The following is a 14,148-nucleotide window of genomic DNA, read 5'->3' as shown; positions in this document are numbered from 1 at the left end:
GATGAAATCAGAGTCCAGGAATCAGCCCATCGGCAAGGTCATGCACCACGAGCTGAAGCAGACGCTCGGCACATGGCAGCTATGGGGCATCGCAGTCGGCCTCGTCATCTCCGGCGAATATTTCGGCTGGAGCTACGGCTGGGCGAGCGCCGGCACGCTCGGCTTCGTCATCACGGCGATTTTCATTGCCGCGATGTATACGACGTTCATCTTCAGTTTTACCGAACTCACCACGTCGATCCCGCACGCAGGCGGCCCATTCGCCTACGCGCGCCAGGCGTTCGGCCCGACCGGCGGTTATCTGGCCGGCGCGGCGACGCTGGTCGAATTCGTGTTTGCACCACCGGCCATCGCGCTCGCAATCGGCGCCTATCTGCACGTGCAGTTCCCAGGCCTCGAGCCGAAGCACGCGGCAATGTGCGCGTATCTGGTGTTCATGGCGTTGAACATCGTCGGCGTGCAGATCGCCGCGGCCTTCGAGTTGTGCGTGACGCTGCTTGCCATCTTCGAACTGCTCGTCTTCATGGGCGTCGTGTCGCCGGGCTTCCGCTGGTCGAACTTCACGGCGGGCGGCTGGGCCGGCGCGAATACCTTCAGCATGGGTTCGTTCCACGGCATGTTCGCGGCGATTCCGTTCGCGATCTGGTTTTTCCTCGCGATCGAAGGCGTCGCGATGGCCGCCGAAGAAGCGCGCAACCCCAAACGTTCGATTCCGATCGCCTACATCACCGGGATTCTGACGCTGGTCGTGCTCGCGATCGGCGTGATGGTGTTCGCCGGCGCGGCGGGCGACTGGACCAGGCTCGCGAACATCAACGACCCGCTGCCGCAAGCGATGAAGTTCATCGTCGGCGAACACAGCGGCTGGATGCATATGCTGGTGTGGCTCGGGCTGTTCGGACTCGTCGCGTCGTTTCACGGCATCATCCTCGGCTACTCGCGGCAGATCTTCGCGCTGGCTCGCGCGGGCTATCTGCCGGAGTGGCTCTCGAAAGTGCATCCGCGCTTCAAGACGCCGCATCGCGCGATTCTTGCGGGCGGCGTGGTCGGCATCGCGGCGATCTACAGCGACGAGCTGATCCAGTTCGGCGGACAGACGCTGACGGCAAACATCGTGACGATGTCCGTGTTTGGCGCTATCGTGATGTATATCATCAGCATGTTGTCGCTGTTCAAGCTGCGCCGCACGGCGCCGAACATGGAACGCCCGTTCCGCGCGCCGCTCTTTCCATTGTTCCCGGCGTTCGCGTTGATAGCCGCGCTGATCTGTCTGGCAACGATGGTCTACTTCAACTTTCTGGTGGCGGTCGTGTTCGCAATCTTTCTCGTGCTGGGCTACGTCTACTTCCTGTTGACGCGCCATCAACGCGACACGGCGCCAGCGGACGTTCTGCTCGAAGAATGACGGATCGGGCCGCTGCGCGTGCGGCGGCGATGGAGTCGTAAACATGAGCTATACCGAGTCGATTGGCAGCCGCACGTATCGCTTCGAGGATCTGAAAACGCTGCTGGCGAAAGCCAGTCCGCTACGATCCGGCGACCAGCTCGCAGGCGTCGCGGCAGCGAGCGAAGAGGAGCGCGTCGCTGCGAAAATGGCGCTCGCGCAGGTGCCGTTGCGCGCTTTCCTCAACGAAGCGTTGGTTCCCTATGAAAGCGACGAGGTTACGCGCCTCGTGATCGACGATCACTCGCCGCAGGCGTTCGCCGAGATCGCCCATCTGACGGTCGGCGATTTCCGCAACTGGCTGCTGAGCAGCACGACCGATGCCGACGCGCTCACGCGCATCGGCGCCGGCCTCACGCCGGAGATGGTCGCGGCGGTGTCGAAGCTGATGCGCAATCAGGATCTGATCGCAGCGGCGCGTAAACGTCCGGTGGTCACGCGCTTTCGCAATACGGTCGGTTTACCGGGCCACATGTCGGTGCGTCTGCAGCCGAATCATCCGACCGACGACGTCAAAGGCATCGCCGCATCGATGCTCGACGGCCTGATGTACGGTTGCGGCGACGCGATGATCGGCATCAATCCGGCGAGCGACAATCTCGCCGCGATCACGAAGCTGTTGCTGATGACCGACGAGTTCCGCCAGCGCTATCAGGTGCCGACGCAATCGTGCGTGCTGACGCACGTCACCAACACGATCGCCGCCATCGAAAAAGGCGCGCCGGTCGACTTGGTGTTCCAGTCGATCGCGGGCACGCAAAAAGCTAACGCGGGCTTCGGCATTTCGCTCGCGCTGCTGCAGGAAGCGTATGAAGCGGGACTGTCGCTGAAGCGCGGCACGGTCGGCAGCAATCTGATGTACTTCGAAACCGGCCAGGGCAGCGCGCTGTCGGCCGACGCGCATTTCGGCATCGATCAACAAACTTGCGAAGTTCGCGCCTACGCGGTGGCGCGCAAGTTCAATCCGTTTCTGGTGAATACGGTGGTGGGTTTCATCGGTCCGGAGTATCTGTACGACGGCAAGCAGATCACCCGCGCCGGTCTCGAAGACCACTTCTGCGGCAAGCTGCTCGGCGTGCCGATGGGTTGCGACATCTGCTATACGAACCACGCCGAAGCCGATCAGGACGACATGGACAACCTGCTGACGCTGCTCGGTGTAGCGGGCATCAATTTCATCATGGGCATTCCGGGCGCGGACGACGTGATGCTCAACTATCAGAGCACGTCGTTCCACGACGCGCTGTATGTGCGCGACGTGCTCGGCTTGCGTCGCGCCCCCGAGTTCGAAGAGTGGCTGGAGTCGATGCAGATCACCGACTCACGCGGCGCATTGCTAAGCGCGTCGGCACAGCAACCGCTGCTGGAAGGCGCACGCGACTGGATGGGCATCGTATGAGCGACTTCCTCGAAAAGAATCCGTGGAATGCGCTGCGCCAGTTCACCAACGCGCGCATCGCATTGGGCCGCGCGGGCAGCAGCTTGCCGACCGCGCCATTGCTCGCGTTCAACCTGTCGCATGCGCAGGCGCGCGACGCCGTGCACCATCCGCTCGATGCCGATGTGTTGCACGAGCAGTTGCACGCGCAAGGCTTCGAATCACTGGACGTGCATAGCGCCGCGCCTGATCGCGAGCATTACTTGCGGCGTCCCGATCTCGGGCGGCGTCTGTCGGAAGCGAGTCGCGCGACACTCATGCAGCGATCGGCGCAGCCAAATGACGTGGTGTTCGTGATCGGCGACGGTCTGTCGGCGTTCGCCGCATCGAAGCAAGCAATCCCGTTGCTGCAAGCCGTTTGCCCGAAACTCGCGGATTGGAAAATCGGCCCCGTGGTGGTCGCGCGTCAGGCGCGCGTCGCACTCGGCGACGAGATCGGTGAGCTGCTCGATGCGAAGATCGTGGTGATGCTGATCGGCGAACGGCCAGGCTTGAGTTCGCCCGATAGTCTTGGCATCTATCTGACGTACTCGCCAAAAGTGGGCTGTAGCGACGCGCAACGCAACTGCATTTCGAATGTGCGTCCCGAAGGACTCGACTATCCGCTGGCCGCGCACAAGTTGCATTACCTGCTGACGCAGGCGCGGCGCCTTGGGCTGACCGGCGTCGGCCTGAAAGACGAGAGCGATGCGCTGCTGGCAGGTGTGCCAGCCACGCCCGTGGCGACCGACGAGTCAAAGAATCCAGGCGCGGCGTAAACAGTCCAATCAAGCATCGACCCGTTCCACCGGATGGGTCTCCAGCCACGCATTCTCGTCATCTTCGAAGAGCCGGGAGCGCGTTAAAAACCGCATGCCGCTCGGGCGTTCCAAAGAAAACATGCCGCCGTTTCCCGGCACGACGTCGATGATCAATTGCGTGTGCTGCCAGTATTCGAATTGCGATTCGCTCATGTAGAACGGCACGCCGGCGATCGTCCCGAGTTTCACATCGGACGAGCCGACCATGAACTCGCTGCGGGGAAACATCATCGGTGCGCTGCCGTCGCAGCATCCGCCGGATTGATGGAACAGCACCTCCCCATGCTGGGTGCGCAACGTGTCGATCAACGCGATCGCGGCAGGCGTCGCCACGACACGGGCAACTTCTTTTTCATCGGCCATCACATGCCCTCGCTGAAAAAGAGCGAGCCGCGCAACGCGGCCCGCTCGAACAGGATTGTTAGCGCCAGCGGGAAGCTTAGAAGAATCCGAGCGGCTTCTCGCTATAGCTGACGAGCAGGTTCTTGGTCTGCTGATAGTGGTCGAGCATCATCTTGTGATTCTCGCGGCCGATGCCCGATTGCTTGTAGCCGCCAAATGCCGCATGCGCCGGATACGCGTGATAGCAATTGGTCCACACGCGTCCCGCCTGGATTTGCCGGCCGAAACGGTACGCGCGCGTGCCGTCGCGAGTCCATACGCCGGCGCCCAGACCGTAGAGCGTATCGTTGGCGATCTCGAGCGCTTCTTCTTCGGTCTTGAACGTCGTGACCGAAACCACCGGCCCGAAGATTTCTTCCTGGAAGATCCGCATCTTGTTGTGGCCACGGAACACGGTCGGCTTCACGTAATAGCCCTTGCTCAGTTCACCGTCGAGCTGGTTGCGTTCTCCGCCGATCAGACATTCGGCGCCCTCCTGTTTGCCGAGATCGACATACGAGAGAATCTTTTCCAGCTGCTCCCGCGAGGCTTGCGCACCGATCATCGTCTTGCTGTCCAGCGGATGCCCTTGCGCAATCGCGGCGACGCGCTTCAACGCACGCTCCATGAAACGGTCGTAGATCTTCTCGTCGACCAGCACGCGCGACGGACACGTGCACACTTCGCCCTGATTCAGCGCGAACATTGTGAAGCCTTCCAGCGCCTTGTCGAAGTAGCTGTCGTCCGCGTTCATCACGTCGGCAAAGAAGATGTTCGGGCTCTTGCCGCCGAGTTCGAGCGTCACCGGAATGATGTTCTGGCTCGCGTACTGCATGATCAGACGGCCGGTCGTGGTCTCGCCGGTAAACGCGATCTTCGCGATGCGCTTGTTCGACGCGAGCGGCTTGCCGGCTTCCAGGCCGAAGCCGTTGACCACGTTGATGACGCCCTGCGGCAGCAGGTCGTGAATCAGTTCGAGCAGCACGAGGATCGAAGCGGGCGTTTGCTCGGCGGGCTTCAGCACCACGCAATTGCCGGCGGCGAGCGCGGGCGCGAGTTTCCATACCGCCATCAGAATCGGGAAATTCCACGGGATGATCTGCCCGACCACACCGAGTGGTTCATGAAAGTGATAAGCGACGGTGTCGTCGTCGATCTCCGAGATCGAACCTTCCTGCGCGCGCACGGCGCCGGCGAAATAGCGGAAGTGGTCGATCGCGAGAGGAATGTCGGCGGCCATGGTTTCGCGCAGCGGCTTGCCGTTGTCGATCGTCTCGGCCACCGCGAGGCGTTGCAGGTTCGCTTCCATCCGGTCGGCAATGCGGTTCAGGATGTTCGCGCGATCGGCGGTCGAGGTTTTGCCCCATGCCGTTTTCGCACGGTGCGCGGCGTCGAGCGCAAGTTCGATATCGGCCTCGCGCGAACGCGGGATCGATGTGAAGGGCTCGCCGGTGATCGGCGATATGTTGTCGAAGTACTCCCCACCTACAGGCTTTACCCATTCCCCGCCGATAAAATTCGCATACTGCTTTTTGTACGGGAATTCGGTGGTCAGGAACTGCATCTCCGCGTGATTCATCTGTGTGCTCCTCACATGTTTGAATGGGCTATATCCGGCGAGATATTTCGCTCGACCGTGACAGCATGGAGCCAGAAGTGTGCCAATGCACTGCGCTGGTGATCTGGGCATACCTGTCAAGCACCAGCGCGCGGCATCACGCGAAACGCTGTTCAAAGCGCGACAATGCGGCGTCGCGTTTCTGAGCAGTGTGTGCGGCGCTGCTCATGAATTGAACAGCCGGCACGCAGACTGCCGCTGCGATTTGGTGAGAAAGACGGCGAGAGCGTTCGGCATGGGACTTGCCTTCTTTTGCGCCTCGATATCCGTTTGCACAGATCCGGTATGACGATGACGATTGATACCCAAGGCGACAGCCTGACCAGTTCGACGCTCACGCCGCAGCCGAGCTTCTGCGTGCAAACCCGCATTGCTCGCGACGCCGACGAGCAGGCGCGCAATCTCTATGGCTGGCGCCAGACCTACGACCAGTTGACCGCCGGCTGTTTTACCGGCGGACTGACGGAGCTGTGCGTCGATCACATGCAGGTGTTCGTCGAAACGACCAGCCACACGTTGCGGCAAACCTGCGAGGTGCAGGAGGACGCCTACTGGTTCGGCATTCCGGCTTGCCCAGCCGGTTCAGGCCGCATCGACGCGCAGGTGATCGCGGCCGATGCGCTCGCGTTTCGTCCGGGCGGCGTCGAATTCGAACTGCTGACCTCGGCGGGCTACGAGATTTTCGGCGTGGTGGTGAAAGGCGACGTGCTGCGCCGGTACGCGGCGCAAGTGGAGCGCATCGGCCTCGCCGATCATGTGCCGAGCACTCAAGTCGTGCCGATTGGGATGGCGGGCAAGGAGCGCTTGTGCACGTCGCTGCGCCGCCTGCTTGACGACGGCGCGGCGAGCGGCGCGCCGCTGTCTTCGGTCGCGCGCAACAGTTTGCAGGCGTCGGTGCTGGCGTTGTTGTTCGACGTCGGCGCGTTGCCGGCTTCGGAACCGGTTGCGATGCCGACGCGCCCGCGCCGTCAGTCGATCGTGTCGGAAGCGCGCGAGTATGTGCTGGCCCATCGCGAGCGCGCCGTGAACGTGCCGGAGTTGTGCGAGCGTGTTCATGTGAGCCGGCGCACGCTGCAATACTGCTTTCAGGACGTGCTCGGCATGGCGCCCGCCACGTATCTGCGCGCGATCCGCCTGAACGGCGCACGGCGGGATCTTTCGAATGCGTCGCGCGACGCGCGTTCAGTGCAGGATGTCGCGGCGGCTTGGGGCTTCTGGCATCTGAGCCAGTTCGCGACCGATTACCGGAAGCTGTTCGGCGTGCGGCCTTCGGAGACATTAAAGGCGGCAATGGGTGAACGTCGGTGCGTGGACGAGGGCGCGTTTGCGCACTAGCGGCACGCGCGCAGCGCGTCCTCACTTGCGCAGCAGACGCAACCCGTTGCCCACCACCAGCAAACTTGCGCCGACATCGGCGAATACCGCCATCCACATCGTGCCGGTGCCCATCAAGGTCAGCGCGAGAAACACGCTTTTGATGCCGAGCGCCAACGAGATGTTCTGCACCAGCACCGCGTGCGTCGCCTTCGACAAGCGGATGAACAGCGGGATCTTGCGCAGGTCGTCGTCCATCAGCGCGACATCGGCGGTTTCGATCGCGGTGTCGGCGCCCATCGCGCCCATCGCGAAGCCGATGTCGGCACGCGCCAGCGCGGGCGCATCGTTGATGCCGTCGCCGACCATGCCGACCGTCGCGCCTTGCGCAGACCAGCGCGCGACCGCGTCCAGCTTGTCTTGCGGCAACTGATCGCCGAGCGCTTCGTCGATCCCGACCTGCCGCGCAATCGCCGACGCGGTGTGCCGGTTGTCGCCGCTGAGCATCGCGATGGCGACGCCCAGGCGCCGCAGTTCGGCGACGGCGGCGCGGCTCGTGTCCTTCACCGTATCGGCGACGGCGAAGAGCGCCAGCACGCGCTCGGCGTCCACCAGCATCACGACGGTTTTGCCTTCGCGCTCGAGCATGTCGAGCCGTGCTTCGAGCGTCGCCGAACACCGGCCAAGCTCTTCGATCAGCCGATGATTGCCGAGCCAATACGGCGAGCCGTCGATCACGCCGCGCACGCCGCGGCCCGCGAGCGCCTCGAAGGAATCGACTGCGACGTTTGCCAGGCTATCGCTTTTCGCTGCTGCCGCAATCGCCATCGACACCGGATGGTCGGAGCGCCCCGCGAGACTTGCCGCCAGCGTGCGGCACCGTTCGGCGTTGACACCGACCGCGGCGTCAGCGCAGGCGAGCATCTCGAACCCGGTCTGCACGGGTTTGCCGTGCGTGATCGTGCCGGTCTTGTCGAGCGCGAGCCGGCTCAGCTTGCGACCCTCTTCGAGGTAGGCGCCTCCTTTGATCAGAATGCCTTTGCGCGCGGCGGCCGCGAGTGCGCTGACGATCGTCACCGGCGTCGAGATCACGAGCGCGCAGGGACACGCGATCACCAGCATCACGAGCGCCTTGTAGACCCATTCGTGCCACGCTGCTCCGGACAGCAGCGGCGGCACGACCGCGACGGCAAGCGCGATAGCGAACACCAGCGGCGTATAGACCCGTGCGAAGCGGTCGACGAAACGTTGCGTCGGGGCCTTGCTCCCCTGCGCTTCTTCGACGGCGTGGATGATCCGCGCGAGCGTCGTGTTGGCGGCCGCGGCGGTGACGCGGTAGTCGAACGAGCCTGCGTGATTGATCGTGCCGGCGAACACCGCGTCGCCGATGGTCTTGTCGACCGGCAGGCTTTCGCCGGTGATCGGCGCCTGATTCACGCTCGAACTGCCGGCGACGATCTCGCCGTCGAGCGCGATCCGCTCGCCCGGCTTCACGCGGACCAGCGCGCCGGGCGGGATCGCGTCGAGGCCGGTGAGACGCCAGCCGCCGTCGGGCTGCAGCACGCTCGCCTGTTCCGGCGTGAGCTGCAGCAGACCCTGGATCGCATGGCGGGCACGGTCGAGCGACTTCGCTTCGATCAATTCGGCGAGCGTGAAAAGCACCATTACCATCGCGGCTTCGGGCCACTGGCGCAGGATCAGCGCACCGCTCACGGCAATGCTCATCAGCGCGTTGATATTCAGGTTGCCGTGGCGGACCGCGAGCCAGCCCTTCCGATACGTGGAGAGGCCGCAAGAGACGATCGCGAGGATCGCCAGACCCGCAGCCAGCCAGACCGGCGCGCCAAGCCAGCCGGCGGCTTCTGAACCCGCCGCGGCGACGCCGGCGAGTGCGAGCGGCCACCACGGCTTGGGCGGCACGTGACGGATTCCCGCGGGCGCTGCATGCGCGGCGGGGTTTGCGAGTTCAGGCGTGAAGTCGAGTGAATGGAGCGCGGCGAGGATCGAGTCGAGCGCATGCGGCGCGTGCACGACGGTCAGCACGCGCTGCATCAGGTTGAAATCGATGCTGAGCACCTCCGGCATGCGGTCGAGTTTCTTGCGGATCAGCGCTTCTTCGGTCGGGCAATCCATTTGCATGATGCGGATCGCGGTGCGTGTGCCCGTGCCGACGGCTTCTGATCGCGGCATCGGGAACGGCAGCGGCACGGCGGCCGTGCTTGCGCAGCAATCGGTGTGGGCGTGCGCGTGGTCGCGCTGACCTGCCGTGTCGTGCCGATGGCCGCACTCGTGCCCGAGTGCATGTCCATGTCCTTGATCCCCGTGCGCACAGGCATCCCCCTGTTCACGGCGGTCGGCTTCGAGTTGGCTGGCATCACGCATGGTGGCTTCCTGGGTCGATTTGTGGTCTAGTAAACACCTTGAAGCCACTACAAGGTCAAGGCCCGGGGTCAAGGCCCGGGGTCAAGGCCCGGGGTCAAGGCCGCTATCCGGAGGGCGCATGAAGATCGGCGAATTGGCGAAAATCGCCCATTTCACGACCGAAACCATCCGGTTCTACGAGAAAGAAGCGCTCTTGCCCGAAGCGGAGCGCACTGAGGCCAATTACCGCAGTTACTCGGCGACGCACGTTGAACGGTTGCGCTTCATCCGCAATTGCCGCGCGCTCGACATGACCCACGACGAAATCCGTGCCTTGCTGCGTCTGACGGACGTGCCGGCGGACGGCTGTGGCGGCATCGATGCGCTGATCGACGAGCACATCGCGCACGTCGACACCCGCATCGAAGAGCTGAAGCAGCTGAAAGTGCAACTGACCACGCTGCGCGAGCAATGCCCCGGCGAACAGGCCGTCGAAGACTGCGGAATCGTGCACGGTCTAACCGAAATGGACGTGAGCGCACCGCGTGCGCGCCATACGCATCTGGGCTGAAGCGCCCAGGCCGCGCCCATCCGGTAACGCGGCGGCGGCAGTCCTACATGGCCGGGCCTTCGTGCGGCCCGCCAATCAATTATCGAATCCAGTTGGAGAATCAACGTGTTTACCTGTAGAAACAAGACCTGCGAAGCGCAGTGGGAAGAGTCGGACGTCGTCATCAAGAACGAAGGGCAGGGGCTGCTGTTCCGTTGCCCGCTGTGTGCCACGCGCAATTACCTCGAACGCTTCGAAGGGGAGGATGGTTCGGTGCTGTACGAGCAGCTCGAAGGCCGTCCCGACCTCGGCCCCGTGGCCGATTGATCCTCCGTCTTCAGCCCATAGCGAGCCCTCACCCCATGAACAGTCCCACCCCCGCCGGCGCGCCGTTTAGCGAGCTGGCGCTGCCGCCCGCGACCCTCGCGAACCTGACGCAGCTCGGCTACGTCGAGATGACGCCGATTCAGGCCGCAAGCCTGCCGATCGCGCTGGCCGGCCACGATCTGATCGCCCAGGCGAAGACCGGCAGCGGCAAGACCGCTGCATTCGCGCTGGCGCTGTTGGCGCGCCTCGACGGGCGCAACTTCGCCGTGCAGTCGATGGTGCTGTGCCCAACGCGCGAACTCGCCGATCAGGTCACGCAGGAAATCCGCCGTCTCGCGCGCGCGGAAGAAAACATCAAGGTGCTGACGCTGTGCGGCGGCACCCCGATGCGTCCGCAAACGGCGAGCCTCGAACACGGCGCGCACATCGTGGTCGGCACGCCGGGCCGCATCATGGATCACCTCGAACGCGGCAGCCTGCCGCTGCAGTCGCTCAACACGCTGGTGCTCGACGAAGCCGACCGCATGCTCGACATGGGTTTCTTCGACGACATTGCGACAGTCGTGAAGCAATGCCCCAAAGAGCGGCAAACGCTGCTGTTCTCGGCGACGTACCCCGAGGGCATCGTCAAGCTGAGTCAGCAGTTCCTGCGCAATCCGAAGGAAGTGAAGCTTGCCGAGCGGCACGCCAACACCAAGATTCGCCAGCGTTTCTATGAAGTGACCGAGGACGAGCGGCTGCACGCCGTTGGTCTGCTGCTGAACCACTACCGTCCGGTGAGCACGCTCGCGTTCTGCAATACCAAGCAGCAGTGTCGCGATCTGCTCGACGTGCTGCGCGCGCAAGGTTTTCATGCGCTCGCGTTGCATGGCGAACTCGATCAGCGTGAGCGCGATCAGGTGCTGATCCAGTTCGCGAACCGCAGTTGCTCGGTGCTGGTAGCGACCGACGTCGCCGCGCGCGGTCTCGACATCGCGCAACTGGAGGCGGTGATCAACGTCGACGTGACGCCCGACCCGGAAGTGCACGTGCACCGCATCGGCCGCACGGGCCGAGCCGATCAGGAAGGCTGGGCGCTGAGTCTCGCGAGCATGAACGAGATGGGCCGCGTCGGCAGTCTCGAACAGGCGCAAAAGCGTGACGTCGAATGGCACAAGCTCTCCGAACTCACGGCGGCGAGCAACGAGCCGCTGCTGCCGCCGATGGAAACGCTCCAGATTCTCGGTGGCCGCAAGGAAAAGATCCGTCCCGGCGACGTGCTCGGCGCGCTGACCGGCGAAGCGGGTTTCGCCGGCACGCAGATCGGCAAGATCAACGTGACCGAAATGTCGACTTATGTGGCGGTGGAGCGCAGCGTCGCGCGCGACGCGGTGCGCAAGCTCAGCGCCGGCAAGGTGAAGGGCAAGAAGGTCAAGGTCCGCATGATGGACGACGCCTGACAGGCATGGACGGCTGCGCGGGCAGCCGTCCACGTACGCATCACATTACGTCATACCACCGCGGTTTTCCCCGTTCTTCGCACCCCCCTGTTTCTTCCCCGTAAGCCTTGATCTGGCCGGCCTCGTCCGAGGCGGCGCGCTTTCGCGCGTGTCATGACGTAAACGCATGCCGCGCATGACAAAGTTTCGATTGTGACGGTTCTTTGGCTGATGCCTAATCAGCGCAATGGAAGGATCGCCGCGCTGTCGGCCGTCCGCGAATCCGCAGCCGGATGGAGAAAGGGAGATAGCCTTATGCAGAGCGCCATGCAAGCCCGCTCGAAACTGCCTGACGTGGGCACGACGATTTTTACCGTGATCGGCCAACTGGCCGCCCAGCACGATGCGCTGAACCTGTCGCAAGGCGCGCCGAATTTCTCGCCGGACGCGAAACTGATCGAAGGCGTCGCTCAGGCGATGCGCGCGGGCCACAACCAGTACGCCCCGATGGCCGGCATCGCCGCGTTGCGCGAAGCGCTCGCGCACAAGGTCGAAACGCTGTACGGCGTACGCTACGACCCGGTCAGCGAAGTCACCGTGATCGCGAGCGCGAGCGAAGGGCTGTACTCGACCATCAGCGCGCTCGTGCATTCCGGCGACGAAGTGATCTACTTCGAGCCTTCGTTCGACAGCTATGGTCCGATCGTCCGGCTGCAAGGCGCGACGCCGGTGGCGATCAAACTGTCGTTGAGCGATTTCCGTGTGGACTGGGACGAGGTCGCCGCGGCGATCACGCCGAAGACCCGGATGATCATCATCAACACGCCGCACAATCCGACCGCGACCGTGTTCGGCGAAGCCGACATCGCGCGGCTCAAGGCCCTCACGCGCAACACCGACATCGTGATTCTCGCCGACGAGGTCTATGAACACGTCGTGTTCGACGGCGCGAAGCATCAGAGCATGGCGTGCCACGCCGAACTCGCGGAGCGCAGCGTGATCGTGTCGTCGTTCGGCAAGTCTTATCACGTGACCGGCTGGCGCGTCGGCTATTGCCTCGCACCCGTCGCGCTGATGGACGAGATCCGCAAGGTGCATCAGTTCATGGTGTTTTCCGCCGATACGCCGATGCAGTACGCGTTCGTCGATGCGCTCGCCAATCGCGACAGCTATCTCGGCCTGTCCGCGTTCTATCAGAAGAAGCGCGATCTGCTCGCGCACGCATTGCGCGAGTCGCGCTTCGAACTGTTGCCGAGCGAAGGCAGCTTCTTCATGCTTGCGCGCTTTCGCGGCTTCTCCGACGAAAGCGACAGCGATTTCGTGCTGCGCCTGATCCGCGATGCGCGCGTCGCGACGATTCCGTTGTCGGCGTTTTATACCGACGGCACGGATTCCGGCTTGATCCGACTGAGTTTCTCGAAGGACGACGCCACGTTGATCGAAGGCGCGCGGCGCTTGTGCGAGATCTGATCGCGCGCGCGAACGGTGGTCCAGCGGGACCGCAATTTTTGAACGCAGTATGATCGTCGCGAGATTGCGCATCAGTGTATTGCAGCGCGGGCGTTTCAATGAAATCGAAGGGAAAAGGGATCTGATATGAAGTTGCTCAAGCCTCTGTTGGCGCTCGCCTGCGCATTCGCGTCGCTGGCGGCGCTGTCTGCCGCGAACGCCGCCGACACCTCGACGCTGCGCTTCGGAGTCGAAGCACAGTATCCGCCGTTCGAATCGAAGGGCCCGAATGGCGAACTGCAAGGGCTCGATATCGACGTAGGCAATGCCGTTTGCTCCGCCGCGCATATGACCTGCAAATGGGTCGAGACCTCGTTCGACGGACTGATTCCCGCCTTGCAGGGCCGCAAGTTCGACGCGATCAACTCGGCGATGAACGCGACCGAACAACGCCGTCAGGCGATTGATTTCACCACGGTCGTGTATCGCGTGCCGACGCAGTTGATCGCCCGGCGCGACAGCGGTCTGCTGCCGACGCCCGAGTCGTTGAAGGGCAAGCGGGTCGGTGTATTGCAGGCGTCGATTCAGGAGACCTTCGCGAAAACGCATTGGGAACCGGCGGGTATAACCGTCGTGCCGTACCAGGATCAGAACCAGGTGTACACGGATATGATGGCAGGCCGTCTCGACGCGACGCTCGTGCTGGCGCCGGCAGGGCAAACGGGTTTTCTGTCGAAGCCTAACGGCAAGGACTACGCGTTCGTCGGCCAGCCGGTGCGTGACGACAAGATTCTCGGCAATGGCATCGCATATGGGATTCGCAAGGGCGACACGGCGCTGCGCGACCAGTTGAATGCGGCAATCGCGAAGGTGCAGGCCGACGGGACGGTCAAGACGTTGGCCGCGAAATATCTCGGCAATATCGACGTGAGCGCTAAGTAACGTATCGCGCGACGCGGGTGGGTGCGCCGCGACTCTGCTTGTTGACCGTGCGTTTGGCGGCTGGCATACATAGGCTTCGTTCTGGCGAAGTCCATGTGAGCATCGG

Annotated in this window: 12 protein-coding genes; 9 read left to right on the top strand and 3 right to left on the bottom strand. The window is 63.4% G+C overall.

Annotated elements, in window-relative coordinates:
* The first annotated feature begins 1 nt into the window (after position 1).
* Genes eat through eutC form a run of 3 tightly spaced genes read left to right on the top strand, consistent with a single transcriptional unit; the run spans position 2 to position 3,640 of the window.
* Positions 2 to 1,405: an ethanolamine permease gene (gene eat / locus PQR02_RS01030; protein ID WP_408224133.1), complete on the top strand. Its 1,404-nt coding sequence runs from the start codon at positions 2 to 4 to the stop codon at positions 1,403 to 1,405.
* 43 nt (positions 1,406 to 1,448) lie between these two features.
* On the top strand, positions 1,449 to 2,843 hold the full coding sequence (locus PQR02_RS01025) for an ethanolamine ammonia-lyase subunit EutB (RefSeq protein ID WP_408224130.1): 1,395 nt from the start codon (positions 1,449 to 1,451) through the stop codon (positions 2,841 to 2,843).
* Positions 2,840 to 3,640: an ethanolamine ammonia-lyase subunit EutC gene (gene eutC / locus PQR02_RS01020; protein WP_408224127.1), complete on the top strand. Its 801-nt coding sequence runs from the start codon at positions 2,840 to 2,842 to the stop codon at positions 3,638 to 3,640. The genes PQR02_RS01025 and eutC overlap by 4 nt, the downstream gene beginning before the upstream one ends.
* Positions 3,641 to 3,649: 9 nt before the next feature.
* Here the strand turns inward: eutC and PQR02_RS01015 are convergent, their stop codons facing one another.
* Positions 3,650 to 4,045, bottom strand: coding sequence for a DUF779 domain-containing protein (locus PQR02_RS01015; RefSeq protein ID WP_408224124.1), 396 nt, complete (start codon positions 4,043 to 4,045; stop codon positions 3,650 to 3,652).
* Positions 4,046 to 4,121: 76 nt separating this feature from the next.
* Complete coding sequence (gene adh, locus PQR02_RS01010) at positions 4,122 to 5,642, bottom strand: aldehyde dehydrogenase (protein WP_408224121.1); 1,521 nt, start codon at positions 5,640 to 5,642, stop codon at positions 4,122 to 4,124.
* A 330-nt stretch (positions 5,643 to 5,972) separates the two neighbouring features.
* On the opposite strand from adh, the gene PQR02_RS01005 reads away from it, so the two are divergent.
* On the top strand, positions 5,973 to 7,016 hold the full coding sequence (locus PQR02_RS01005) for a helix-turn-helix domain-containing protein (protein WP_408224634.1): 1,044 nt from the start codon (positions 5,973 to 5,975) through the stop codon (positions 7,014 to 7,016).
* A 21-nt stretch (positions 7,017 to 7,037) separates the two neighbouring features.
* Here PQR02_RS01005 and PQR02_RS01000 read toward each other — a convergent pair whose 3' ends face one another.
* Entirely contained in the window at positions 7,038 to 9,377 is a 2,340-nt protein-coding gene (locus PQR02_RS01000) for a heavy metal translocating P-type ATPase (RefSeq protein ID WP_408224118.1), read from the bottom strand.
* A 118-nt stretch (positions 9,378 to 9,495) separates the two neighbouring features.
* Here PQR02_RS01000 and cadR point away from each other — a divergent pair, with 118 nt between their 5' ends.
* The 5 genes from cadR to PQR02_RS00975 all read left to right on the top strand — a co-directional run bounded on the left by cadR (position 9,496) and on the right by PQR02_RS00975 (position 14,042).
* Entirely contained in the window at positions 9,496 to 9,927 is a 432-nt protein-coding gene (gene cadR, locus PQR02_RS00995) for a Cd(II)/Pb(II)-responsive transcriptional regulator (RefSeq protein WP_408224115.1), read from the top strand.
* A gap of 105 nt (positions 9,928 to 10,032) precedes the next feature.
* Positions 10,033 to 10,233, top strand: coding sequence for a hypothetical protein (locus PQR02_RS00990; protein WP_149670100.1), 201 nt, complete (start codon positions 10,033 to 10,035; stop codon positions 10,231 to 10,233).
* Positions 10,234 to 10,268: 35 nt separating this feature from the next.
* Positions 10,269 to 11,672, top strand: a complete 1,404-nt coding sequence (gene dbpA / locus PQR02_RS00985; RefSeq protein ID WP_408224111.1) for an ATP-dependent RNA helicase DbpA — start codon at positions 10,269 to 10,271, stop codon at positions 11,670 to 11,672.
* Positions 11,673 to 11,966: 294 nt separating this feature from the next.
* Positions 11,967 to 13,121, top strand: a complete 1,155-nt coding sequence (locus tag PQR02_RS00980) for a pyridoxal phosphate-dependent aminotransferase (RefSeq protein ID WP_408224108.1) — start codon at positions 11,967 to 11,969, stop codon at positions 13,119 to 13,121.
* Between the two features lie 126 nt (positions 13,122 to 13,247).
* Complete coding sequence (locus PQR02_RS00975) at positions 13,248 to 14,042, top strand: ABC transporter substrate-binding protein (RefSeq protein ID WP_408224105.1); 795 nt, start codon at positions 13,248 to 13,250, stop codon at positions 14,040 to 14,042.
* The last annotated feature ends 106 nt before the right edge of the window (positions 14,043 to 14,148 follow it).

The organism is Paraburkholderia sediminicola (assembly GCF_046026895.1).
In the GTDB taxonomy this organism is placed as follows: Bacteria; Pseudomonadota; Gammaproteobacteria; order Burkholderiales; family Burkholderiaceae; genus Paraburkholderia; species Paraburkholderia sediminicola_C.
Note: the sequence above shows the minus strand (reverse complement) of the source record. Positions and strands in the feature narration are given on the sequence as shown.